The organism is Marinobacterium sp. xm-m-312 (genome assembly GCF_013283295.1).
GTDB lineage: Bacteria > Pseudomonadota > Gammaproteobacteria > Pseudomonadales > Balneatricaceae > Marinobacterium_E.
Map to the genome: position 1 here is coordinate 264760 of NZ_WBYS01000003.1, position 24933 is coordinate 289692.

The window sequence follows — 24933 nt, forward strand, 5'->3', positions numbered from 1 at the left end:
CTTTTTGAAACTCCGCAGAGAAGCGGAGTTTATTGATTGAATAACAGGACTGTAAATGGGACACAAAACTCCACTCTATGAGTTGCACGCATCAATGGGCGGTAAGCTTGTCGATTTCGGCGGTTGGGATATGCCATTGCACTATGGTTCTCAGCTAGAAGAGCACAATATCGTGCGCCAAGATGCAGGTATGTTCGATGTGTCGCACATGACCATTGTTGACGTATCAGGTCAGGAATCACGTAAGTATCTTCAATATCTTATGGCTAATGATGTCGCGCGTTTAGAAGTTAAAGGTAAGGCGCTCTATACAGCCATGCTCAATGAGCAGGGCGGCATTATCGATGATCTTATTATCTACTTGATGACTGATAAGAGCTCTTCTAACGAGTGGTACCGCTTGGTGGTTAACTGTGCGACGCGTGAGAAAGATTTGGCCTGGATGGCGGATCGAGCGATCGGTTTTGATGTGACGTTAAATGAGCAACCTGAGTTGGCCATGGTCGCTGTGCAGGGTCCTGAGGCGCGTGCAAAAGTCGCTGCGCTTCTTGGTGGATCGCGTGAGCAGGCCATTAACGAACTATCGGTCTTCCAAGGGTTTGAGTCGGAAGGGTGGTTTATTGCCCGCACCGGTTATACCGGCGAAGATGGCCTTGAGATCATGGTGCCTGATGATGAAGTTGCTCAGTTTTGGTCTGCACTGGCTGAAGCGGGTGTCGCACCTTGTGGCTTAGGTGCGCGTGATACGCTTCGCCTGGAGGCGGGTATGAATCTATACGGCAGCGATATGACCGATTCTGTGACTCCGTTAGAGTCCGGCATTGCATGGTCGGTGGCGTTTGAACCATCTGATCGACAGTTTGTCGGTCGTGAGGTTCTTGATCAGCAAAAAGCGAATGGCGGCTACGATAAGTTAGTGGGCTTGGTGCTTGAAACAAGAGGTGTCTTAAGAGGGCATCAGCGTGTTATTGTTGACGGTGTTGGTGAGGGTGAAATTACCAGTGGTACATTCTCCCCAACCTTAGGCTTCTCGGTCGCTCTGGCTCGAGTGCCTGCCGGTACTGGTGCTGCTGCGAAAGTTGAAATGCGTGGAAAAGAGATCGACGTTCGAGTCGTCCGTCCGCCTTTCGTCCGCAACGGCAAAAAAGTTTTTGAATAATCAGATCAGGTGATAAAAGATGAGTAACGTTCCTGGCGAATTGAAGTATGTAAGCAGCCACGAGTGGATCCGTGTTGAGGGTGATGGCACTGTAACGATTGGTGTTACAGACCACGCGCAAGAAGCACTGGGCGATGTGGTATTTGTTGAGTTGCCTGACATCGATGCAGAGGTGTCTGCTGGTGATGACGCAGGTGTGGTTGAGTCTGTAAAAGCAGCATCTGATATCTATGCACCGGTTAGCGGTGTTGTCGTTGCGGTTAACGATGATCTTGAAGATGCACCAGAGATGGTTAACAGCGACCCTTATGGTGATGGCTGGTTCTTCAAACTTAAACTGACTGATGAGAGTGAATTGGATGACCTTCTAAGCGCTGACGAATACTCAGCTGCTTGCGAAGAAGAGTAATCTGATCTGACTAAAACCCCGGTTGGCTTGAAAGTTTCAATGCCAACCGGGGTATTTTTATTTTTGGTAATCGCTAGATGAAAGCAAAATCTTTAGTTCTACAGCAGGGTGCAGATCGCCGTCTTCGTGGCGGACACGTCTGGATCTACAGTAATGAGGTGGACAATAAAGCCTCACCCCTGAAAAATTTTGAGGTGGGAGAGCAGGTCCAGGTTGTAGATTCCCAAGGTCGCCCAAGAGGCAGTGCGATTATCAACCCCAATACCTTGATCTGTGGTCGTCTGTTTAGTCGTGATCCAGAGCAAGAGCTCGATCGCTCGCTGATTGTGCACCGTCTCAACATCGCACTGTCTTTGCGCGAGATGAGTTTTGATCAGCCCTGCTACCGCTTAGTGTATGGCGATTCGGACGGTCTACCTGGCCTAGTGATCGATCGATACTACGATATCTTTGTGATACAGATTTCGACGGCAGGGATGGAGAAGGTTCAGCATCATGTGATTGATGCCTTGAACAAGGTCTTTATGCCGGCCGCCATTGTGTTGCGTAATGACGGTAAGTTCCGTGAAACCGAAGGTCTTGAGGCCTACGTTGAGGTGGTTCAAGGTGAAGTCGGCGATCTGTCACCACTGTCTGAAAATGGCGTTAACCTAGTTGCACCCCTGTTGACGGGGCAAAAAACAGGTTGGTTCTACGATCACCGTGAAAACCGAGCACGTATGCAGACGATGGTGAAGGGTAAAAAGGTCCTTGATCTGTTCAGTTATGTGGGTGGCTGGGGTGCTCAAGCACTGGCTGCCGGCGCGTCTGAAGTGGCCTGTGTTGATGCGTCTGCAGGCGCACTGGAAGTGGCTGAAGAGAATGCGCGTCTACAAAATGCTCTGCCGAAATTTAGAGCTCTGCAAGGCGATGCCTTCGATATCTGTAAAACACTGGTAGCTGATAAAGAGCGCTTTGATGTGGTGATCGTCGATCCACCTGCCTTTATTATGCGCAAAAAAGACATTCGTAATGGTGAGCGTGCTTATGCACGTATCAACAACTTTGCGATGCGTCTGCTGAAGCGTGGTGGTGTGTTGGTATCGGCATCATGCTCAATGCACCTGCAGACAGACCGTCTAGTCGATACGCTACGGACCAACAGTCGTGAGCTGGATCGTCAGGGGCAAATTTTCGCACAGGGCTATCAGGGAGCGGATCACCCTATTCACCCAGCGATTCCTGAAACTGAGTATCTGAAAGCTTATTTCATGCGCTTATTGGCGAATGAGTGATCAGAATTTATGGAAGAGAAAAACGGAGCCCTAGCTCCGTTTTTTTGTGCCAGATCATTTGATTGATTATCTCTTAAGTCTGAGTGTGGAAAAAATTGGATTTTGAACCATAATGAAAGTGTGACTCTAATCAATAGGAGAGAGTAATGTTTTCCCAGAAACTGGTTTCAGATCTAATGGATGCTTCGGTCGTGCCTCTGCAAGAGTCTGCCTCTTTGGAGGTGGCGGTTGCCCACCTTGTTGATTCTAACTACCCGGGTCTGCCCGTTGTTAACACTGAGGGCAAAATTTCAGGATTCTTGTCAGAGCATGACTGCCTGCGCTACCTCATCTCAAGTAGCTACTATCTTGATGATCGCACCTGTGTCAGCGATATCATGTATCGCCAACCACTGACGGTCTCTCCTAAAGAGACGCTGTTGCAGCTGGCTGAGCGCATGGAAGGTGGTAAGCCTAAGGTTTACCCAGTCTGTGAAGAGGGTAAGTTGCTTGGAATAGTAACCCGTAAAAATGTGATGCGTGCACTTAATGACACGCTGGCGAATACCAAAAAATCCGCTTAAAACAGTTGCGTAGGATTAGCGGCGAAGATCAAGGATCGGCCAGCCGCGCTGCTGAGCTTCAGCTGTTAGTCGTTCGTCTGGGTTAACGGCTACGGCGCGTTCTACCTGCTCAAGCAGAGGTAGATCGTTGATTGAATCGCTGTAGAAGTGGCTGCCAGAGAGGTTGGCGTTGTGCTCTTTGAGCCACTCGTTGAGTCGGGTAACTTTGCCAGATTGGAAGCAGGGTGTGCCCGCTATTTTTCCTGTGTATGCACCATTGAGCTGTTCTGGCTCAGTGGCAAGAAACTCATCTACCTCTAAGCGTTTAGCAATGGGTCCTGTGACAAAGCTGTTGGTCGCGGTGATGATCATCAGCCTATCTCCCGCGGCGCGGTGTGTTGCTAAGAGCTCTTCAGCCTTAGGCAGGATGATCGGCTCAATAACCTCGGACATGAATTCGTTGTGCCACTGATCTAGTTGAGCTTTGCTGTGCTCTGTCAGTGGTTTTAACGCAAACTCGAGAAATTCGTTGATATCCATCGTACCCGCTTTGTACTGTTCAAAAAAACGGTCATTTGCGGCTCGGTAGGCGGTCTCATCAACAATGCCTTTTTGACACAAAAACTCCCCCCATGCGTGATCACTGTCGCCGTTGAGTAGGGTGTTATCCAGATCAAAAATAGCCAAGGGTTTCATAAGGTTCTCGTGTTTAGGATTCGCTGCAGAGAATACGGGTGTCTGAGCTGACTGGCAAGACACTGTGAATAGTCTATTTCTTAAAAGTTGGTACTGTGGAACAATAGGACCATAAGTTAAAGTTTTTTAAGGAAAACAAAGTGATCGATTCAGATGGGTTTAGACCGAATGTAGGTATCATTCTGGTTAACTCGCTGGGTCAAGTTCTGTGGGCGCGTCGTTGTGGTCAAGATGCGTGGCAGTTTCCACAAGGTGGAATCAATGCGGATGAGACCGCTGAACAAGCCATGTATCGTGAACTCCATGAAGAGATCGGCCTAACGAAAAAGGATGTGGAGATCCTCGGCGTTACCCGTGGTTGGTTAAGGTATCGTCTGCCAAAACGCATGATTCGTCGTAATCAGTTTCCACTCTGTATAGGTCAAAAACAGAAGTGGTTTATGTTGCGCATGTTGAGTCGTGACGAGGCAGTGAAAATCGACTGTTCGGACACCCCAGAATTTGATGGTTGGCGATGGGTGAGTTATTGGTACCCAGTAGGGCAAGTCGTCTCATTTAAAAAAGAGGTTTATCGTAAAGCGATGCGGGAGTTATCTCCTCGTTTGACACGTATCGTTAAACGCTAGACACACAATGTCTAAAAGGAGTCGCACATGAGCATGCTCGCTCGATTGCGTCAGATTGTGCAGGAAGTAGGCAGTGAGTCCGATCTTGAGTCGGTACTCTCCCTTACTGTGCGTCGCATTCGTGAGACAATGTCGACTGAAGTGTGCTCCATCTACCTAACCGATACGCAAACGAATCGTTATGTGCTTCGTGCCACCGAGGGTTTGAATCAGGACGCGGTGGGTAAGGTCTCTCTATCGTCGACTGAGGGTATCGTGGGTTTAGTCGGTTCTCGTGCAGAACCGATCAACCTTGAAGATGCCTTCACTCACCCTTCGTTTGTCTATCTACAATCGACCGGTGAGGAACGCTTCCACGCCTTCCTTGGTGTGCCGATTATCCATCAGCGTAAAGTGCACGGTGTGTTGGTTGTTCAGCAGCGGGAAGTTCGACGCTTTGATGAGTCTGAAGAGGCTTTCATGGTTACTCTGTCGGCTCAGCTCGCTGGCGTGATTGCCCATGCCGAGGCCACCGGCTCCATTCTTGATGTTTTTGCTGCCGCTAAACAGGATGATGAGCCTGTCACGGCGAAGCGTTTTGTCGGTATCGCTGGCGCACCCGGTGTCGCTATCGGTAATGTCTATGTGGCAACGCTCTCTGCAGATCTACGCAGTGTGCCTGACAAGCCGGCCAATGATATCCAGGCAGAGCTGCAAGATTTCGAACACGCCCTGGTTCAAGTGCGGGAAGATATTCAGAAGGTCTCTGACTCTCTAGCGACGCGCCTTAGAACAGAGGAGCAGGCGCTCTTCGAAGTCTACCTCCGTATGCTGGATGACAATGCCATTCCAAGTGAAGTGCGAACTAAGATTGAGGCAGGAAACTGGGCTCAGGGTGCGCTTCGGGAAGTTATTCAAGCTCATGTTAGGCAGTTCTCCGATATGGAGGACCCCTACTTGCGCGAGCGGGCAACTGACATTCGTGACTTAGGTCGTCGTCTGCTCTCGGCAATGCAACAAGAGGGGGCTGAACGGGTTCCTGATTTCCCAGATAACACGGTTTTGATTGCCGATGACCTTTCGCCGGCTATGCTCGGTTTGGTGCCTGAAGATAAGTTGGTCGGTATGGTGTCTGTGACCGGCTCTGGCTCCTCACATGCCGCCATATTGGCTCGTTCAATGGGTATTCCAACGCTGATGGGTGTGGTTGAGCTGCCCTATACCAAGCTTGATGGTCGTCAGGTTATTGTCGATGGCTACTCAGGCAGGATCTACGTTGACCCGACAGATGATCTGTTAGAAGCCTACAGCTCTATTCTCAAAGAGGAGCGAGCGATTGAGGCTAACCTGGATCAACTTCGCGACCTTCCCGCTGAGACACAAGATGGTTTCAATCAGACGTTATGGGTTAATACCGGTCTGACGGCAGATGTGGAGCGTGCGGTTAAACGCGGTGCTGAAGGTATCGGACTCTATCGTACAGAAATTCCGTTTATGATTAGGGATACTTTTCCTTCTGAACTAGAGCAAGCGGACAGTTACCGTCGTCAACTGGAAGCCTTTGCCCCCAAACCTGTAACCATGCGCACCCTAGATATTGGTGGTGATAAGGCGTTGCCCTATTTCCCAATTGAGGAAGAGAACCCATTCCTTGGTTGGCGAGGCATTCGTGTCACCTTAGATCATCCCGAGATCTTCCTTGTTCAGGTGCGTGCTATGTTGCGGGCATCTGAGGGGCTCAATAACTTAAGGATCATGCTGCCAATGATCAGCAGTGTTCAAGAGGTGGAAGCGGCGCTGGAGCAGATTAATCAGGCGTTCAACGAGTTGTTGGAGGAGGGGTTGGATCTTCAGAAGCCTGAGATTGGCGTCATGATTGAAGTGCCCGCTGCGGTCTATCAAATTGGCCGTTTTGCGCCTTTGATCGATTTTGTCTCAGTCGGTTCTAATGATTTGACTCAGTATCTGCTCGCAGTTGATCGCAATAATCCGCGTGTTGCTGATCTCTACACCACCTATCACCCATCGGTGTTGCAGGCACTGCAGTTGATTGCTAATGAGGCGCACAAATACCAGAAACAGGTCTCTATCTGTGGTGAGATGGCGGCCGATCCCGGCGGTGCGTTGCTGTTGATGGCGATGGGTTATGACGTGCTTTCAATGAACTCGACCAACTTACCTAAAGTTAAGTTGGCGATTCGCAGTGTTGAATATAAAGATGCAGCGTTGCTTTTAGGGCAGGTGATGAAAATGGATGAGTCTTCAGATATTCACCTATTGCTTCGTGAAACGCTTCAAAACGCGGGTCTGACACAGTTGACGCGTCCCGTTCTTCCAGGAAACGATTAGATGATAGAGACATTAATTACCTACCTAGTTCTAGGTTCGGTGGCTGGCGTTGTGGCTGGGCTCTTTGGTATTGGTGGCGGTCTTTTGATCGTCCCCGTTCTTATCTTTAGCTTTACGGCTCAGGCGATGCCAGAGGTCGTTGTGACCCACGCTGCAGTAGCGACTTCACTTGCAACCATTGTGGTTACCTCGATCAGTTCGGTACTGGCGCATAATAAACGCGGTGCGGTTCGCTTTGATCAGTTTAAGCCGCTCGCTGTCGGTGTTGCCGTTGGTGCTATGGTCGGTGTTTGGATCGCTGATCAGTTAACTGGTGATAATCTTCAAATCATCTTTGGAATTTTTGCCTGTATGGTCGCAGTGCAGATGGCTTTCGATTTGAAGCCGCGTCAAGGTAATAGCACGCCTGAAAACTTAGAGTTGGGTGTTGCGGGGTCAGTCATTGGTGGAGCCTCCTCTATTTTCGGTATCGGCGGTGGTACCTTGACGGTGCCCTACTTGACCGCTCGAGGCAGTGACATGCGTGAAGCGGTCGGTACTTCAGCCGCAGTTGGTTTGCCCATCGCGCTGTTCAGTGCACTGGCTTATATCTGGGCCGGCCAAGATGCCGCAGGTATGCCAGCTTATAGTGTTGGCTACATCTATCTGCCAGCCTTTGTGGGCATTGCGATTGCCAGTTCACAGTTTGCTCGAGTCGGTGCGAAATTGGCGCACTCTCTGCCACAAAAACACCTGAAAAAGATCTTTGCCATCTTCTTAATGGTCATTGGTGTTCGTTTCTTGCTGATTAACTTGATGGGGCTGGCGTGATCTGGACTCATGATATTGACCCAGTTGCGGTCGGCTTTGGTGCTATACAGATTCATTGGTACGGCATCATGTACCTGCTCGCATTCGGTTCGGCCTATTGGTTGGGTACTGTTCAAGCAAAGCGAACCGGTCTATGGAGCGAAAAGCAGCTTTCTGATCTGATTTTTTATGGTGCTCTAGGTGTCATTCTTGGTGGCCGAGTCGGTTATGTCCTTTTCTACCACTTTGACTACTTCTTAGAAAATCCGCTCTGGTTATTCCATGTTTGGGAGGGCGGGATGTCCTTCCATGGTGGCCTGTTAGGGGTGGTTGCAGTCATTCTCTGGTTCTCTAAAAGTCAGGGTAAATCACTGTTTGAGATCGGTGATTTTGTCGCCCCGCTCGTGCCTTTAGGTTTGGCTGCTGGCAGGATGGGTAACTTCATCGGTGGTGAGTTGTGGGGGCGTGCCACTGATCAGGCCTGGGGTGTGATCTTTCCACGTGCCAGCGACCTGTTAGCTAGACACCCTTCGCAGCTTTATGAAGCGCTGCTCGAAGGTATTGTTCTGTTCTCAATTGTCTGGATCTACTCAATGAAACCGCGCAAGTTGGGGTCGGTTTCAGGGCTCTTTTTGTTAGGTTACGGCCTTGCTCGTAGTGCTGTAGAGTTCTTCAGGGAGCCGGATGCGCATCTTGGCTTTATTGGATTTGATGTTTTAACAATGGGTCAGTTACTCTCTCTACCCATGATTTTGATTGGGCTTTATCTGCTTATGCGCCCAGTTGCGTCGAAAAATTAATCTAAGGTTATTGGATGAAACAGTATTTAGAGTTGTGCCAACGCATCATTGATGAAGGCGTCTGGGTGGGTAATGAGCGCACCGGTAAGCGTTGTTTAACAGTGATTGATGCCAATCTTGAATATGATGTCGCTGGCAATCAGTTCCCGCTCGTCACAACGCGCAAGAGTTTTTACAAAGCGGCCATTGCTGAGCTTTTGGGTTACCTACGTGGATACGATAGTGCGGCTCAGTTTCGTGATATTGGCTGTAATACGTGGAATGCTAACGCAAACGAGAATGGTGCTTGGTTGAATAATCCTGCTCGTAAAGGTGAGGATGACATGGGGCGTGTTTACGGAGTGCAGGGTCGTCAGTGGATGGCGTCCGATGGCAGCGTCACCGATCAGCTTAAGAAGATTGTTGATAACCTCTCTAAAGGGATCGATGATCGCGGCGAAATCCTGACCTTCTACAACCCGGGTGAGTTTCATCTTGGTTGTCTGCGTCCTTGTATGCATACCCACACCTTTTCGCTATTGGGTGATCAGCTCTTTTTAACATCCTATCAGCGCAGTTGTGATGTGCCGCTGGGCCTCAATTTTAATCAGGTTCAGGTCTATGTGTTGTTGGCGTTGATGGCCCAGATAACCGGTCATAAACCAGGTAAGGCGTATCATAAGATCGTCAATGCGCACATCTATGAAGATCAGTTGGAGTTGATGCGTGACGTGCAGCTTAAGCGCGAACCTTTCCCTAGCCCGCAGTTAAAGATCAATCCCGATATTAAATCGCTTGAGGATATCGAAACCTGGGTGACAACGGATGACTTTGAAGTGGTTGGCTATCAGTACCATGACGCCATTCAATACCCATTTTCTGTATAAGTAGGAGAGGTTATGAGATTAGCTTTAATCGTCGCTCAGGGTTTAAATCGCGTTATTGGTAATGACAATAAACTGCCTTGGTACCTTCCTGAAGATCTGCGTTATTTCAAAGAGGTGACCATGGGTAAGCCCATTATTATGGGTCGCAAAACCTTTGAGTCGATTGGCAAGCCTCTGCCAGGTCGTTTGAATATCGTCATTACACGAGATTCGAATTGGAGTGCTGAGGGTGTCAAAATCGTGGCAAGCCTAGAAGAGGCTGTCGAGGTCGGTGAGGCGCAGGCTATGATCGACGGGGTAGAGGAGACTGTCATTATTGGTGGTGCTCAGATCTATGCACAATCGCTACCTCTTGTTGATCGTCTCTACCTGACACAGGTTGAGGCTGAGCCTGAGGGAGATGCTCACTTCCCTGAAATTGACTACGGCCAGTGGCAAGAGTTGGGTCGTCAATCTTTTCCTGCCGGCGATCAGCCGAACCGCTACCCCTACGCATTCATCGTCTACGACCGCAGCGAGGCGTAATCGTGCAACGACTGTTATCGCTGCTGGCAGATGGCCAGTATCGCAGTGGTAACAGTCTGGCTGCGATTCTGGACATATCCTCATCCGCACTTCGAAAAGAGTTAGATAAACTCAGTGCTCTGGGAATCGCTATTCAATCATCGAGAGGGCGGGGTTATCGCATCAATGGCGGTCTAGATCTGCTTGATGAACAGTTTATCGCAAATGAGTTGTCCTCTCTTAACTATGACCGCATCGACGTTTTAGATTCGGTCGACTCGACCAATCGTGTTGCGCAAACCCATATGTCTGATGGCTGTCGCAAAGTGTTAGTGGCAGCTGAGTATCAGGGGCAGGGTCGAGGTAGACGCGGACGTCAGTGGGTGAGCCCTTTTGCGGCCAATTTGTATCTTTCACTGGGCTGCCAATTTAAAGGGGGCGCGGCAGCACTCCAAGGTCTAAGTTTGGCGGTTGGGTTGGCTGTTCAGCAGGCATTGAGTTCGCTTGCTGTGACAGGGGTGCAGTTGAAGTGGCCGAATGATCTCCTATTAGAGAAGCGTAAGCTGGGTGGGGTATTGATCGAGCTGGCCGGCGATCTGACGGGTGAGTGTTCTGCTGTGATTGGTGTTGGGATCAATGTGAAGATGCCGGACAGTGTCAATTCTAGCATTGACCAAGAGTGGTCGGATTTGGGCAACTACATGTCAGGTACGCTAACTCGTTCTCAGCTTTTGATTGAGATTGTCCGATCATTAACTCAACTGTTAAATGAGTTTGAAACAAAAGGTTTCTCGGCATACGCTCAGCAGTGGCAGGCGGTCCATGCATTCCAAGATTATCCTGTTAGGCTCTTAATGGGTCACGCTGAAGTGGAGGGTATTTGCCGAGGTGTGGATGCGCAGGGTGAGGTGCTAGTGGAGGTTGAGGGTAAGCTAAACCGTTACTCTGCTGGTGAGATTAGTTTACGAGGAGTTAACAGTGCGTCTTGAACTGGATATAGGCAACAGTCGAGTTAAGTGGCGCCTGGTATCAGATCGGGTTGAACGCGAGGGTGTGACCAGACTGGTTGATCCTCAATGGCCTGATGCATCGGTGGATGCTCTTTGGATTAGCTCAGTTGCGGCGTCAGAGGTTAATGAAAGGCTCTCCTCGGAACTGGAACAGCGCTATGGCTGTACTCCAGAGTTTGCTCGTGTTTCGAAAGAGTGCGCGGGTGTGCGCTGTGGATATGAGGAGGTCTCGCGATTAGGTGTCGACCGTTGGTTGGTTTTGTTGGCTGCTTTTCAGAGAGGGAAGGGAGTGCCCGCGATACTGGTTGATGCCGGCAGTGCGGTGACCATCGATCTATTGACGGCAAATGGGCAGCATACAGGTGGATTTATCACCCCAGGTTACCAAATGCTGCAGAGTGCGCTGCTGGGGCAAACGGCAAACATCCGTTTTGAGCAAGAGGCTAGTGCTCAACCCTTTGGTGGAGTCGATACTGCTAGCTGTGTTTCATCAGGTGCGGAGTTAGTATTTGCCGGTCTGGCTCACTCTATTTTGGCTCTAAGAGCAGATTTCAATGAGCAGGCGAGTGTTCTGTTAACCGGTGGTGATGCTCTTAAGCTTTTTGAATATATTAAGTCAGAACCTAGGGTTGAGTGTCTGCCAAACCTGGTGTTAGATGGATTGAGTTTGGCGGAGAGGGTGACACTTTAATGTTACGTTGGTTGGTGTTGTTAGTGCTTTTAGGGAATGCGCTGCTGTTTTTGTGGTACGCGCAAGAATACCGATTTGCAGACACCGTCAGGCAGCCAGACATCAGGCCTGCCGCGCTTCGACTTCCCAATGAACTTGATGCAAGCGAGCAGTTAGTATTGCGTCCAAGGGAGTGTGGTTATTTTCAGCCTTTAGAGAGTGACTATGAGGCAGAGAGGTTGCTTATTCAGCTTGAAGGCTATGGAGTAGATCTCGCTTACGAAAAGATTCCTCCTGTTGCGCAAGGTTGGAAAGTTGAATTGCCCCTGCCAGCAGATGCCGATCGTCGTGTTGCCTTGCTCGATCAGCTGGCGTCACTGGGTTGGGTTCCCGAGAGTCGCGATGGTGCACTAGTGATGGGCGTCTATCCTGATGATGCTGCCGTCGATGAGTTGCGAAAGCAGTTCCCAGATGATTTACAGAGCAAATTGCGTAAAAAGGTTAACACCATTCAAAGTGATGCTTTTCGTGTGACTGTAAGCTACCTACAAGGGTTTGAATTTGATCAAGAATTGATCGAAATGGTCGCGACACAGTGGCCTGGCGCTCAATTTGAAAAAAAACCCTGCGAAGGGGTTGCAACGCTGAAACCTGATCAGTAAGATACGCCCCACTTCATTGCTGAGCCGGTATAGCTCAGTTGGTAGAGCAACTGACTTGTAATCAGTAGGTCCCGAGTTCGACTCTTGGTGCCGGCACCATTTCAGCAATAAGTACTGGTGGGATTCCCGAGTGGCCAAAGGGATCGGATTGTAAATCCGACGCGAAAGCTTCGATGGTTCGAATCCATCTCCCACCACCATTTCGATAGCTCCTTCGGCGGGTATGGTATAGTGGCTATTACCTCAGCCTTCCAAGCTGAAGAGGCGGGTTCGATTCCCGCTACCCGCTCCAATCGACGATATTCGCTCATGTAGCTCAGGGGTAGAGCACACCCTTGGTAAGGGTGAGGTCGGCGGTTCAAATCCGCCCATGAGCTCCATGACACATGTAAGGTAGATTAATTGTCTGCCTTTTTTTACGTCTTGGGGTAGGTGTCAGAGCGTTTCGAAGTGGGTTTTCAATACCGCATAGGCTGCTGAATTTCTTGGTTTTATCAGTTGAAACTGAGATTTTAGGCGGGTATAATGCGCGTCCCTTGTTGTATAGGGTAGTGGCTCAATTGGCAGAGCAGCGGTCTCCAAAACCGCAGGTTGGGGGTTCGAGTCCCTCCTACCCTGCCACCTTTTACAGGTGGTTTACATGCAGCAAATCTAGCTTAAGTGTTTGATTAGTAGAGGTTCTGGTGAACTCAAAAGTTTCTGACGACGTGTCTAAATTTGACAGCCTGAAGTGGCTTGTTGTTATTGCGATCGTTGCTGTTGGTGTGGTCGGTAACTCTGTCTACGCTAACGAGTCACTGCTCTATCGTGTGCTTGCGTTAGTTGCGCTCGCAATTGTAGCTGGCTTTGTTGCACTTCAAACGGCAAAAGGTAAAGCGTTCTTCCGTCTATTCAAAGAGGCGAAGAATGAGATTCGCAAAGTGGTATGGCCAACTCGTCAAGAGACGTTGCAGACGACCTTGATCGTTGTTGTGGCTGTATTGATTGTTGGTCTTTTGCTTTGGGGTCTGGACTCGCTACTCGGCTGGGTAGTGTCTGGCTTTATTGGTTAAGAGGTTTCTATGAGTTCAGAAAAGATGCGCTGGTACGTTGTTCACGCTTACTCTGGTTATGAGAAGCGTGTTCAGGCTGGTCTGCTAGAAGCGATCGAGCGTCACGGTATGGAAGATCTGTTTGGCGATATCCTTGTGCCAACAGAAGAGGTTGTAGAGATCCGTGATGGTAAGAAGCGTAAGTCTGAGCGCAAGTTCTACCCAGGTTATGTGCTCGTTAACATGGTGATGAACGACGAAACTTGGCACATGGTTAAGAGTACGCCACGTGTTCTAGGTTTCATAGGTGGTACGGCAGATAAGCCTGCACCAATTACTCAGCGTGAAGCTGATGAGATTCTACGTCGTGTAGAGAGTGGTGTTGATAAGCCACGTCCTAAGACGATGTTTGAAGCGGGTGAGATGGTGCGTGTTAATGATGGCCCATTCGCTGACTTCAATGGTGTTGTTGAAGAGGTTGATTACGAGAAGTCACGTCTGAAAGTGGCTGTATTGATCTTCGGTCGCTCAACACCGGTTGAACTTGAGTTCCGTCAGGTCGAAAAAGTTTAACGAAGGTTTTTAACGAACTGAGTGGCTGAAAGGCTGCTCGGTTTTTGTTGTGTAAAGGGGAGCCGAGAGGCGCTTGTACCCAAAGGAGTAGCTCAATGGCTAAGAAGATAGAAGCCTACATTAAGTTGCAGGTTAAAGCAGGTCAGGCGAACCCAAGTCCGCCAGTAGGTCCTGCGCTAGGTCAACACGGTGTGAACATCATGGAGTTCTGTAAAGCGTTCAACGCACAGACTCAATCGATGGAACCTGGTATGCCAATTCCAGTGGTTATCACTGTATACGCTGATCGTAGCTTTACGTTCATCACTAAGACTCCACCAGCTTCAATCCTATTGAAGAAAGCGGTTGGTCTTAAATCTGGTTCATCTCGTCCAAACACTGAGAAAGTGGGTACTGTTACTCGCGCTCAGCTTGAAGAGATTGCAACAATTAAAATGGCTGACCTTACTGCTGCGGACATGGATGCAGCGGTACGTACGATTGCAGGTTCTGCACGTCGCATGGGTCTAGTTGTGGAGGGTGATGAGTAATGGCTAAGTTGACTAAACGTCAAAAGGCGATCGCTGAAAAAGTAGAAGCGGGTAAATTGTACGCTGCTGCTGATGCTGCTCAGATTCTTTCAGAAGTTTCTGCTGTTAAATTCGCTGAGTCTGTAGATGTTGCGATCAACCTAGGTGTTGATCCGAAGAAATCTGACCAGGTTGTACGTGGTTCAAGTGTTCTTCCAAACGGTACAGGTAAAGAAGTTCGTGTTGCTGTATTTGCTCAAGGCGAAAACGCTGAGAAAGCAAAAGAAGCGGGCGCGGACGTTGTTGGTTTTGAAGATCTTGCTGAGTCAGTTAAAGCTGGCAACCTAGACTTCGACGTAGTAATTGCAAGCCCAGACGCTATGCGCGTTGTTGGTGCGCTAGGTACAGTACTTGGTCCACGTGGCCTAATGCCAAACCCTAAGGTTGGTACTGTAACTCCAGATGTTGCTGGTGCAGTTAAGAATGCTAAATCTGGTCAGGTACGTTTCCGTACTGACAAGAACGGCATTATTCACGCGTCAGTTGGTAAAGTAGGCTTCGAGCCAAACCAAATCGCTGAAAACGTAGCGGCTCTACTTGCTGAGCTTAAGAAACTTAAGCCGGCGTCTGCTAAAGGCGTTTACGTTAAGAAAGTAACCCTGTCTACTACTATGGGACCGGGTCTACAGGTGGATGTTGCGTCACTAGACGCTTAATCCTCCAGCAAAGGTATTTGAGGGTCTTCAGACCTGTCTGACAGAGACGAAGACCGTCAAAGACCGCAGGTGATGCTATTGATTCTTCAGTGGCATCTTAATGGGCCAACCAGCCTGCGCAGACGGTGAGATTCCTCGGAATCATTTTAGCCGTACTCATGCCTCGCGTAAGCGGGGTGGTTGGTAAATATGTCGAAAGACAACCAGGAGTAAATTGTGGCAATAGGACTTGAACAGAAAAAAGCGATCGTCGCTGAGGTTCAGGAAGCTGCTGGCTCTGCATTGTCTGCTGTCGTTGCGGATTCCCGCGGCGTTGAAGTAGGCGATATGACTGCACTGCGTAAGCAGGCACGTGAAGCGGGTGTATGGCTTAAAGTCGTACGTAACACGTTAGCACGTCGTGCAGTAGAGGGCACAGCTTATGAATGTCTAGCGGACTCGTTCGTAGGTCCAACTATCATTGCTTTCTCTCAAGAGCACCCAGGCGCTGGCGCCCGTATCTTGAAAGACTTTGCAAAAGGCAATGACAAGTTTGAGCTGAAAACAGCTGCTTACGAAGGCGAGATCGTTGATATCGCAATGCTAGCAAGCCTACCGACATACGACGAAGCACTAGCGAAGCTAATGAGCTGCATGAAAGAAGCAGCTGCTGGCAAGCTTGTACGTGCTATCGATGCGGTACGCGTTCAGAAAGAAGAGCAAGCAGCTTAATTGGCTGGTTGCTAAGTAACCGATTTAATAAAGGAATTAATCATGTCTCTGTCTAAAGACGATATCCTAAATGCAATTGCTGAAATGTCAGTAATGGACGTTGTTGAACTAGTTTCTGCAATGGAAGAAAAATTCGGCGTATCTGCTGCAGCTGCAGTAGTTGCTGGTCCTGCTGGCGATGCTGGCGGTGCTGCAGAAGAGAAGACTGACTTCGACGTTGTTCTAGCTTCTGCTGGCGATAAGAAAGTAAACGTAATCAAGGTAGTTCGTGCAGTAACTGGCCTTGGTCTTAAAGAAGCGAAAGAGATGGTTGACGGTGCACCTTCAACTGTTAAAGAAGGCGCTTCTAAAGAAGAAGCTGAGCAGATCAAAGCTGATCTTGAAGCAGCTGGCGCTTCTGTCGAGCTTAAGTAATAACTTGAGCTTGCTGCGCATTAAGCAGCTTTACGCTGCTTAAAAAGCGTATGGCTGGTGGCAAAAATGCCACCGGCCTTTTTCCGTTATTAGTAGATAGACTTTTTAACGGAACGAATTGCTCGATAATTTATCGAGTTTGGTTTCTCAACCTAGATGCACATGCTGGGGAACACTGATGGCTTATTCATACACTGAGAAGAAACGTATCCGAAAGGATTTCAGTAAACTCGGTCAGGTAATGGAACTACCTTACCTGCTCGCGACACAGCTGGATTCATATCGTAAGTTTCTAGAGGCGGGCGCTACTTCTGAAGGTCGCACCGAAGAGGGGCTTCATGCCGCATTCAATTCTGTATTCCCAATCGTTTCTTACTCTGGAAACGCTGCTTTGGAATACGCTGGTTATCGCCTAGGTGAGCCTGTCTTTGACGTAAAAGAGTGTCAGCAGCGTGGTATCACCTACGCAGCGCCACTACGCGTTAAAGTGCGTCTGGTGATCTACGATCGCGATTCGTCTACGAAAGCGGTTAAAGACATTAAAGAGCAAGAAGTTTACATGGGCGAAATGCCGCTCATGACTGAGAATGGTACCTTTGTTGTCAATGGTACTGAGCGCGTAATCGTATCGCAGCTCCACCGTTCACCTGGTGTATTCTTCGATCACGACAAGGGTAAAACACACTCATCGGGCAAATTGCTTTACTCTGCTCGAATCATTCCTTACCGTGGTTCTTGGCTCGACTTCGAGTTTGATCCAAAAGACTCTCTATTTGTTCGTATCGACCGTCGCCGTAAACTGCCTGCGACTATCTTGATGCGCGCGCTTGGTTTCCAAGCAGAAGAGATTCTAGATATCTTCTTTGACACGACTGGCTGGAATCTATCGAAAGATAAGATTCAGATGGATCTTATTCCTGAGCGCCTACGTGGTGAAACAATGAGCTTCGAGATCCTTACACCTAAAGGTGATGTGATTGTTGAAGCGGGTCGCCGTATCACTCCGCGCCACATCCGTCAGATGCAGAAAGAGGGTATGACTCAACTAGAGACTCCTGCAGAGTACCTAGTGGGCAAAGCTCTAGCTAAAGATATCGTTGATCCTGCTACAGGTGAAGTACTGCTTCCTTGTAACACCGAGCTGACTGAAGAGGCGGTAGCTAAGCTTCAAGAAGCTAAGATCGAACGTTTCGAAACGCTTTACACTAACGAATTGGATTGTGGTCCATTCGTTTCTGACACTCTTCGTATTGACCCGACTCGTAACCAGCTTGAAGCATTGGTAGAGATCTACCGCATGATGCGTCCTGGTGAGCCACCAACGAAAGAGTCAGCAGAATCACTATTTGAAAATCTATTCTTCTCTGAAGAGCGCTACGATCTTTCTGCGGTAGGTCGCATGAAGTTCAACCGCCGTCTTGGTCGTGAAGAGGAGACAGGTTCAGGCATTCTGTCTAAAGATGACATCCTAGATGTTATGAAGACACTGATCGAGATCCGTAACGGTAAAGGCGTTGTTGACGATATCGACCACCTTGGTAACCGTCGTATCCGTTCAGTTGGTGAGATGGCTGAGAACCAATTCCGTGTCGGTCTTGTTCGTGTAGAACGTGCTGTACGTGAGCGCCTAAGCATGGCTGAATCAGACAACCTGATGCCTCAGGATCTGATCAACGCTAAGCCAGTTGCTGCTGCCATTAAAGAGTTCTTTGGCTCGTCGCAGCTGTCACAGTTCATGGACCAGAACAACCCGCTTTCCGAAGTAACTCACAAGCGTCGTGTCTCTGCACTAGGCCCAGGTGGTCTAACGCGTGAGCGCGCGGGCTTCGAGGTTCGTGACGTACACCCAACTCACTACGGTCGTGTATGTCCTATCGAGACTCCTGAAGGTCCAAACATCGGTCTGATCAACTCGTTAGCTGTGTTTGCTCGTACAAACAACTACGGCTTCCTAGAGACTCCTTACCGTCGCGTTGTTGATGGTCAGGTAACAGACGACATCGATTACCTATCAGCTATCGAAGAGTCTAACTTCGTTATCGCACAGGCTTCGGCAACGGTGGATACGAAGAACAAACTGACTGATGAGCTGGTCACTGTTCGTCACTTGAACGAAACAACCGTAATGCCTAAAGAGCGCGTACAGTACATGGACGTTTCACCACGTCAGGTTGTATCGGTTGCGGCAGCTCTTATCCCGTTCCTTGAGCACGATGATGCGAACCGTGCATTGATGGGATCGAACATGCAACGTCAGGCTGTTCCAACACTGAAGGCTGATAAGCCGCTTGTTGGTACCGGTATCGAGCGCAACATCGCTCGTGACTCGGGTGTCTGTGTGGTTGCTAAGCGTGGCGGTGTTATTGAATCAGTTGACGCAAGCCGTGTAGTTGTTCGTGTTAACGATGACGAAATTACTGCAGGCGATGCAGGTGTAGATATCTACAACCTAACTAAGTACGTGCGTTCGAACCAGAACACATGTATCAACCAGCGTGCGATCGTTAACCTAGGTGAGCAGGTATCACGTGGTGATATCCTAGCCGATGGTCCATCGGTTGACCTTGGTGAGCTAGCCCTTGGCCAGAACATGCGTATCGCGTTCATGCCTTGGAACGGCTTCAACTTCGAGGACTCGATCCTAATCTCTGAGCGTGTTGTTCAAGAAGATCGTTTCACTACGATCCACATTCAAGAGCTAACCTGTGTCTCTCGTGACACTAAGCTAGGCTCTGAAGAGATTACTGCGGATATCCCGAATGTTGGTGAATCTGCACTCGCTAAACTAGACGAATCAGGCATCGTGCACATTGGTGCAGAAGTAGGTCCTGGAGACATTCTAGTAGGTAAAGTAACGCCTAAAGGCGAAACTCAATTGACTCCTGAAGAGAAGCTACTGCGTGCGATCTTCGGTGAGAAAGCGTCTGATGTTAAAGACACTTCTCTACGTGTTAAGACAGGTACTGTTGGTAAGGTTATCGACGTTCAGGTCTTCACTCGTGACGGTGTTGAAAAAGATGAGCGTGCAATCGCTATCGAGCAAGCTGAACTTGCAAGCATCCGTAAAGACCTTGATGACGAGTTCCGTATTGTTGAAGTAGCAATTTTCGAGCGTCTTGAGCGTACGCTAGTTGGCCTTAAAGCTGACGGTGGTGCAGGTCTTAAGAAGGGTCAAGAGATCACGTCTGAATTCCTTGCTGATCTTAAACACGATGAGTGGTTCAAGATTCGCGTATCTGACAGTGCAGCAGCAGAGATGCTTGAAGCGGCTAAGAAGCAGCTTGAAGAGCGTCGTGAAATGCTGGATAAGCGCTTCGAAGATAAGAAGAGCAAGCTTCAGACGGGTGATGATCTAGCGCCTGGCGTACTTAAGATTGTTAAGGTTTACGTAGCAACTAAGCGTCGCGTACAGCCTGGTGACAAGATGGCAGGTCGTCACGGTAACAAGGGTGTTATCTCAGTTATCATGCCTGTCGAAGACATGCCTTACGATGAGAACGGTGAGCCAGTTGATGTGGTGCTTAACCCACTGGGTGTACCGTCTCGTATGAACGTAGGTCAGATCCTTGAGACTCACATGGGTGCTGCAGCGAAAGGTCTTGGTCGTAAGATCAACACCATGCTGGAAATTGAGCGTAAGAAGGCTGAAAAAGTTAAGGAAGTTCGTGAATTCCTTGAAGCCGTTTACAACGCACAGCACAGCGGCCTAGAGTGTGCTCGTAAAGAAGATCTTAAGTCATTCAGTGATGACGAGATCTTGGCTCTGGCTGAAAACCTCAAAGCGGGTGTTCCACTAGCGACTCCAGTCTTTGATGGTGCTAAAGAATCTGAAATCAAAGCGCTGCTGCGTCTTGCGGACATGAATGATAGTGGACAGGTGGATCTGTTCGATGGTCGCACAGGCGACAAGTTCGACCGTCCAGTGACTGTTGGCTACATGTACATGCTGAAACTTAACCACTTGGTTGATGACAAGATGCACGCACGTTCAACCGGCTCTTACAGCCTTGTTACTCAGCAGCCGCTGGGTGGTAAAGCTCAGTTCGGTGGTCAGCGCTTCGGTGAGATGGAGGTTTGGGCACTGGAAGCGTACGGCGCAGCTTACACGCTTCAAGAGATGCTCACAGTCAAATCCGATGACGTGAATGGTCGTACGAAGATGTATAAGAACATCGTCGATGGCGACCACAGCATGGATCCAGGCATGCCTGAATCATTCAACGTGCTGATCAAAGAGATCCGTTCTCTCGGTATCGATATCGAGCTAGAGAACGAGTAAGGGCCTAATTGAACATCGGGCTGTATGCCAAGTGCTGCAGCCCCCTCCCGTGAGGAGCTATAGATAATGAAAGATTTACTTAATCTGTTGAAGACTCAAAGTCAGAGCGACGAGTTCGATTCGATCCGTATCTCTCTGGCTTCACCAGACATGATTCGTTCATGGTCTTATGGTGAGGTTAAAAAACCTGAGACGATTAACTACCGTACATTCAAACCAGAGCGTGACGGTCTGTTCTGTGCCAAGATTTTCGGCCCTGTAAAGGATTACGAATGTCTATGTGGTAAGTACAAGCGCATGAAGCACCGTGGTGTTATCTGTGAGAAGTGTGGCGTTGAAGTGACCATGACTAAAGTGCGTCGTGAGCGCATGGGTCACATCGAGCTAGCCTCTCCAGTTGCACACATCTGGTTCCTTAAGTCACTACCGTCTCGTATCGGCTTGATGCTAGATATGACCCTTCGTGACATCGAGCGCGTTCTCTACTTCGAATCATTTGTTGTGATCGATGAAGGCATGACGACGCTTCAGCGCGGTCAGCTAATGAACGACGAGCAGTACTTTGAAGCACTGGAAGAGTTCGGTGATGACTTTGACGCTCGTATGGGTGCTGAAGCGATCGGCGAACTTCTAAAGTCGATCGATCTAGAAGCTGAGATCTCAGTTCTTCGTGAAGAGATTCCTGCGACTAACTCAGAAACTAAGCTTAAGAAGATGTCTAAGCGTCTTAAGCTACTTGAAGCGTTCTACAAGTCTGGTAACAACCCAGAGTGGATGATCCTAAAAGTTCTTCCAGTTCTACCACCAGATCTACGTCCACTAGTACCACTGGACGGTGGTCGTTTCGCAACCTCTGATCTTAACGATCTATACCGTCGTGTGATCAACCGTAACAACCGTTTGAAGCGTCTTCTAGACCTTAACGCTCCAGATATCATCGTACGTAACGAAAAACGTATGTTGCAGGAATCTGTCGATGCGTTGCTTGATAACGGTCGTCGTGGTCGTGCCATCACTGGCTCTAACAAGCGTCCTCTGAAGTCGCTTGCTGACATGATCAAAGGTAAGCAGGGTCGTTTCCGTCAGAACCTTCTAGGTAAGCGTGTTGACTACTCTGGTCGTTCTGTAATCGTGGTTGGCCCATCACTGCGTCTTCACCAGTGTGGTCTTCCTAAGAAGATGGCTCTTGAGCTATTCAAGCCATTCATCTTCTCTAAGCTAGAGCTTCGTGGTTACGCAACTACGATTAAAGCCGCTAAGAAGATGGTTGAGCGTGAAGAGCCGCTTGTATGGGATATCCTTGATGAGGTTATCCGTGAGCATCCAGTTCTTCTAAACCGTGCACCGACACTTCACCGTCTTGGTATCCAGGCATTTGAGCCTGTTTTGATCGAAGGTAAAGCGATCCAGCTACACCCACTTGTGTGTGCTGCGTATAACGCCGACTTCGACGGTGACCAGATGGCGGTACACGTACCGTTGACGATCGAAGCGCAGCTTGAAGCTCGTGCTTTGATGATGTCTACCAACAACATTCTTTCGCCATCAAATGGTGAGCCGATCATCGTTCCTTCACAGGACGTGGTATTGGGTCTGTACTACATGACTCGTGAGCGCATCAATGCGCAGGGCGAAGGCATGGCATTCTCTGATATCAAAGAGGTTCAGCGTGCGTATGGTGCTAAACAGGTTCACCTACAGGCTCGCGTGAAGGTTCGTATCAACGAAACGATCCGCGACATCGAAGGTAACGAAGAGTCTCGCACTGCAATCGTTGATACGACAGTGGGTCGTGCAATGCTGTTTGATATCGTTCCAACGGGTCTTCCGTTCGAACTGATCAACCAGGCGATGAAGAAGAAAGCGATCTCGCGTCTTCTTAACGAGGCGTACCGTCGTTGTGGTCTGAAGGATACGGTTATCTTTGCTGACCAGCTAATGTACATGGGCTTCCGTCAAGCAGCGCTTTCAGGTGCATCGATCGGTGTTAACGATTTCGTTATCCCAGATGAGAAAGTGAACATTGTTGCTGAAGCCGACACTGAAGTGAAAGAGATCGAGCGTCAGTTCGCAGACGGTCTTGTTACTCAGGGTGAGAAATACAACAAGGTTGTCGATATCTGGTCTCGTGCAAACGAATTGCTTGCTAAGAAGATGATGGACAACCTGAAGTCTGACACAGTGATCAACGCTGAAGGCGAGCAGGAAGAGCAAGAGTCTTTCAACTCTGTCTACATGATGGCCGACTCAGGCGCACGTGGTAGTGCGGCTCAGATTCGTCAGCTAGCAGGTATGCGTGGTCTGATGGCTAAGCCAGATGGCTCGATCATCGAGACACCGATCACGGCTAACTTCCGTGAAGGACTAAACGTACTTCAGTACTTCATCTCGACTCACGGTGCTCGTAAGGGTCTAGCCGATACGGCACTTAAGACTGCGAACTCGGGTTACCTAACTCGTCGTCTAGTAGACGTTGCTCAGGATGTGGTTATCACAGAGCAAGATTGTGGCACTGAAGAGGGTCTAGTGATCCAGGCGCTAATCGAAGGCGGCGACGTAGTTGTTGGTCTAGGTGAGCGTGTTCTTGGTCGTGTTATTGCACAAGACGTTCTTGATCCACAGGGTAAAGATGTATTGATCCCTGCGGGTACATTGATGGATGAAGCTTGGGTAGCACGTCTAGATAATGACGATACTTACAGCTCGATCGATGAAGTGATCGTTCGTTCTGCTATTACCTGTGAATCACACCACGGTATCTGTTCAAGCTGTTACGGTCGTGACCTAGGTCGCGGTCACAAGGTTAACATCGGTGAAGCTGTCGGCGTTATCGCTGCACAGTCAATCGGTGAGCCGGGTACACAGCTTACCATGCGTACCTTCCACATCGGTGGTGCGGCATCACGAGCAGCTGCTGTCGATAACATCCAGGTTAAGAACGGCGGTGAAATTCGTCTACACAACCTTAAAACCGTTGAGCGTGCAGATGGCAACCTAGTCGCTTCTTCACGATCTGGTGAGATCGGTGTAACCGATGAGCACGGTCGTGAGCGCGAGCGTTACAAAGTACCTTACGGTGCAGTGATCAAAGCGAAAGATGGCGACACTGTCGAAGCAGGCGCAATCATTGCTAACTGGGATCCGCACACTCACCCAATCGTAACCGAGGTTGCGGGTCGCATTCAGTTTGCTGGTCTTGAAGACGGCATCACTGTTAAGCGCCAAGCGGATGAGCTAACAGGTCTAACTACGATCGAAGTATTGGATATCAAAGACCGCCCACAGGCAGGTAAAGATATCCGTCCAATGATCAAGCTTGTTGATGCCAAGGGTGAAGACGTTCTTCACGCTGGTACAGCAATGCCTGCACAGTACATGCTGCCACCTAATGCGATCTTGAACCTTCAAGATGGTGCAGATGTAGGTGTTGGTGACGTCCTAGCACGTCTACCACAAGAGGGTACTGTCAACAAAGATATCACCGGTGGTCTTCCACGCGTAGCGGATCTATTCGAAGCGCGTAAACCAAAAGAAGCGGCTGTGCTTGCTGAGATTTCAGGTACTGTCAGCTTTGGTAAAGAGACCAAAGGTAAGCGTCGTATTGTGATCACTCCAACTGATGGTGCGGATCCAATCGAAGTGATGATTCAGAAGTGGCGCTCGCTTAACGTCTTCGAAGGTGAGACAGTTGAGAAGGGTGAGGTGATCTCAGATGGTCCATCAAGTGCACACGATATCCTGCACGTATTGGGCGTAGAAGAGCTAGCTAAATACATCGTTTCTGAGATCCAAGACGTTTACCGTCTACAGGGTGTAGGCATCAACGACAAGCACATCGAAGTGATTGTGCGTCAGATGCTTCGCAAGGTAGAGATCCTAGATAGCGGTGATTCTGAATTCATTCAGGGTGAACAGGCTGAATTCGTAGATGTGACAATCGCAAACGAAAAATTGGTTGCTGAAGGTAAGCAGCCAGCTAAGTTTGAACGTGTGCTTCTAGGTATTACTAAAGCCTCTCTGGCAACAGAGTCGTTCATCTCTGCAGCGTCGTTCCAGGAGACAACTCGTGTCCTAACGGAAGGTGCAGTAACCGGCAAGAAAGATTACTTGCGCGGTCTGAAAGAGAACGTGGTTGTGGGTCGTCTGATCCCAGCCGGTACTGGTCTTGCATACCACAGCGAACGCAAACGCAAACGTATGCAGGATACAGAATCTAGCGTCACTGTAAGTGCTGAAGAAGTACAAGCAGCTTTGACTGAAGCATTGAACGCTTCAGTGGAAGATTCTGAATAATTTCAGAAGACGTTGACGAGAAGGGGTGGAATTGATTAAAATTTCGCCCCCTGAATGACTAGGGCTTCGGTC

22 protein-coding genes and 5 tRNA genes are annotated in these 24933 nt (G+C 49.1%); 26 read left to right on the plus strand and 1 reads right to left on the minus strand.

Annotated features, from left to right (window positions below):
• Window positions 1-55 precede the first annotated feature (55 nt).
• From gcvT to XMM312_RS05550, 4 genes are all read left to right on the plus strand, one after another.
• On the plus strand, window positions 56-1159 hold the full coding sequence (gcvT, locus tag XMM312_RS05535) for a glycine cleavage system aminomethyltransferase GcvT (RefSeq protein WP_173488805.1): 1104 nt from the start codon (window positions 56-58) through the stop codon (window positions 1157-1159).
• A 19-nt stretch (window positions 1160-1178) separates the two neighbouring features.
• Window positions 1179-1568 (plus strand): glycine cleavage system protein GcvH, encoded by a 390-nt coding sequence (gene gcvH, locus XMM312_RS05540; protein ID WP_173481779.1) that lies wholly within the window; start codon window positions 1179-1181, stop codon window positions 1566-1568.
• A gap of 77 nt (window positions 1569-1645) precedes the next feature.
• A complete protein-coding gene (locus XMM312_RS05545; protein WP_173482539.1) occupies window positions 1646-2842 on the plus strand; it encodes a class I SAM-dependent rRNA methyltransferase in 1197 nt (398 codons plus the stop codon).
• 146 nt (window positions 2843-2988) lie between these two features.
• A complete protein-coding gene (locus XMM312_RS05550) occupies window positions 2989-3405 on the plus strand; it encodes a CBS domain-containing protein (RefSeq protein WP_173481781.1) in 417 nt (138 codons plus the stop codon).
• Between the two features lie 15 nt (window positions 3406-3420).
• Here the strand turns inward: XMM312_RS05550 and XMM312_RS05555 are convergent, their stop codons facing one another.
• On the minus strand, window positions 3421-4080 hold the full coding sequence (locus XMM312_RS05555; protein WP_173481815.1) for an HAD family phosphatase: 660 nt from the start codon (window positions 4078-4080) through the stop codon (window positions 3421-3423).
• 140 nt (window positions 4081-4220) lie between these two features.
• Between XMM312_RS05555 and rppH the strand changes: the two genes are divergently transcribed.
• The 22 genes from rppH (at window position 4221) to rpoC (ending at window position 24861) form a co-directional block, all read left to right on the plus strand.
• Window positions 4221-4706 (plus strand): RNA pyrophosphohydrolase, encoded by a 486-nt coding sequence (gene rppH, locus XMM312_RS05560; protein ID WP_173481782.1) that lies wholly within the window; start codon window positions 4221-4223, stop codon window positions 4704-4706.
• Window positions 4707-4739: 33 nt separating this feature from the next.
• Entirely contained in the window at window positions 4740-7034 is a 2295-nt protein-coding gene (gene ptsP, locus XMM312_RS05565) for a phosphoenolpyruvate--protein phosphotransferase (RefSeq protein ID WP_173481816.1), read from the plus strand.
• Window positions 7035-7844 (plus strand): sulfite exporter TauE/SafE family protein, encoded by an 810-nt coding sequence (locus XMM312_RS05570; RefSeq protein ID WP_173488806.1) that lies wholly within the window; start codon window positions 7035-7037, stop codon window positions 7842-7844.
• Entirely contained in the window at window positions 7844-8623 is a 780-nt protein-coding gene (gene lgt, locus XMM312_RS05575; protein ID WP_173488820.1) for a prolipoprotein diacylglyceryl transferase, read from the plus strand. Before XMM312_RS05570 ends, lgt begins: the two co-directional genes overlap by 1 nt.
• Window positions 8624-8637: 14 nt before the next feature.
• Window positions 8638-9489, plus strand: a complete 852-nt coding sequence (locus tag XMM312_RS05580) for a thymidylate synthase (protein WP_173481784.1) — start codon at window positions 8638-8640, stop codon at window positions 9487-9489.
• Between the two features lie 12 nt (window positions 9490-9501).
• Window positions 9502-10014 (plus strand): dihydrofolate reductase, encoded by a 513-nt coding sequence (locus XMM312_RS05585; RefSeq protein ID WP_173488807.1) that lies wholly within the window; start codon window positions 9502-9504, stop codon window positions 10012-10014.
• A 2-nt stretch (window positions 10015-10016) separates the two neighbouring features.
• Window positions 10017-10982: a bifunctional biotin--[acetyl-CoA-carboxylase] ligase/biotin operon repressor BirA gene (birA, locus tag XMM312_RS05590; RefSeq protein ID WP_173481786.1), complete on the plus strand. Its 966-nt coding sequence runs from the start codon at window positions 10017-10019 to the stop codon at window positions 10980-10982.
• Window positions 10972-11694 (plus strand): type III pantothenate kinase, encoded by a 723-nt coding sequence (locus XMM312_RS05595; protein WP_173481787.1) that lies wholly within the window; start codon window positions 10972-10974, stop codon window positions 11692-11694. Before birA ends, XMM312_RS05595 begins: the two co-directional genes overlap by 11 nt.
• Window positions 11694-12335, plus strand: coding sequence for a hypothetical protein (locus XMM312_RS05600; protein ID WP_173481788.1), 642 nt, complete (start codon window positions 11694-11696; stop codon window positions 12333-12335). Before XMM312_RS05595 ends, XMM312_RS05600 begins: the two co-directional genes overlap by 1 nt.
• A gap of 23 nt (window positions 12336-12358) precedes the next feature.
• Window positions 12359-12434, plus strand: a tRNA-Thr gene (locus XMM312_RS05605).
• 17 nt (window positions 12435-12451) lie between these two features.
• Window positions 12452-12535, plus strand: a tRNA-Tyr gene (locus XMM312_RS05610).
• A 17-nt stretch (window positions 12536-12552) separates the two neighbouring features.
• Window positions 12553-12627 (plus strand) — tRNA-Gly (locus tag XMM312_RS05615).
• A gap of 13 nt (window positions 12628-12640) precedes the next feature.
• A tRNA-Thr gene (locus tag XMM312_RS05620) sits at window positions 12641-12715 on the plus strand.
• A gap of 165 nt (window positions 12716-12880) precedes the next feature.
• Window positions 12881-12956 (plus strand) — tRNA-Trp (locus tag XMM312_RS05625).
• Between the two features lie 62 nt (window positions 12957-13018).
• Complete coding sequence (gene secE / locus XMM312_RS05630; protein ID WP_173481789.1) at window positions 13019-13387, plus strand: preprotein translocase subunit SecE; 369 nt, start codon at window positions 13019-13021, stop codon at window positions 13385-13387.
• A 9-nt stretch (window positions 13388-13396) separates the two neighbouring features.
• Window positions 13397-13939, plus strand: a complete 543-nt coding sequence (nusG, locus tag XMM312_RS05635) for a transcription termination/antitermination protein NusG (protein ID WP_173481790.1) — start codon at window positions 13397-13399, stop codon at window positions 13937-13939.
• Window positions 13940-14034: 95 nt separating this feature from the next.
• A complete protein-coding gene (rplK, locus tag XMM312_RS05640; RefSeq protein ID WP_173481791.1) occupies window positions 14035-14469 on the plus strand; it encodes a 50S ribosomal protein L11 in 435 nt (144 codons plus the stop codon).
• Window positions 14469-15164, plus strand: coding sequence for a 50S ribosomal protein L1 (rplA, locus tag XMM312_RS05645; protein ID WP_173481792.1), 696 nt, complete (start codon window positions 14469-14471; stop codon window positions 15162-15164). The genes rplK and rplA overlap by 1 nt, the downstream gene beginning before the upstream one ends.
• A 216-nt stretch (window positions 15165-15380) precedes the next feature.
• Window positions 15381-15875, plus strand: a complete 495-nt coding sequence (gene rplJ / locus XMM312_RS05650; RefSeq protein WP_173488808.1) for a 50S ribosomal protein L10 — start codon at window positions 15381-15383, stop codon at window positions 15873-15875.
• Window positions 15876-15917: 42 nt separating this feature from the next.
• The gene (rplL, locus tag XMM312_RS05655) at window positions 15918-16289 is read left to right on the plus strand and encodes a 50S ribosomal protein L7/L12 (protein ID WP_173481794.1); all 372 of its coding nucleotides are present in this window, start codon (window positions 15918-15920) and stop codon (window positions 16287-16289) included.
• Window positions 16290-16467: 178 nt separating this feature from the next.
• The gene (gene rpoB, locus XMM312_RS05660; RefSeq protein ID WP_173488809.1) at window positions 16468-20568 is read left to right on the plus strand and encodes a DNA-directed RNA polymerase subunit beta; all 4101 of its coding nucleotides are present in this window, start codon (window positions 16468-16470) and stop codon (window positions 20566-20568) included.
• Between the two features lie 66 nt (window positions 20569-20634).
• Window positions 20635-24861 carry a DNA-directed RNA polymerase subunit beta' gene (gene rpoC, locus XMM312_RS05665; protein WP_173481796.1) on the plus strand — a complete coding sequence of 1409 codons (4227 nt, stop codon included), beginning with the start codon at window positions 20635-20637 and terminating at the stop codon, window positions 24859-24861.
• The last annotated feature ends 72 nt before the right edge of the window (window positions 24862-24933 follow it).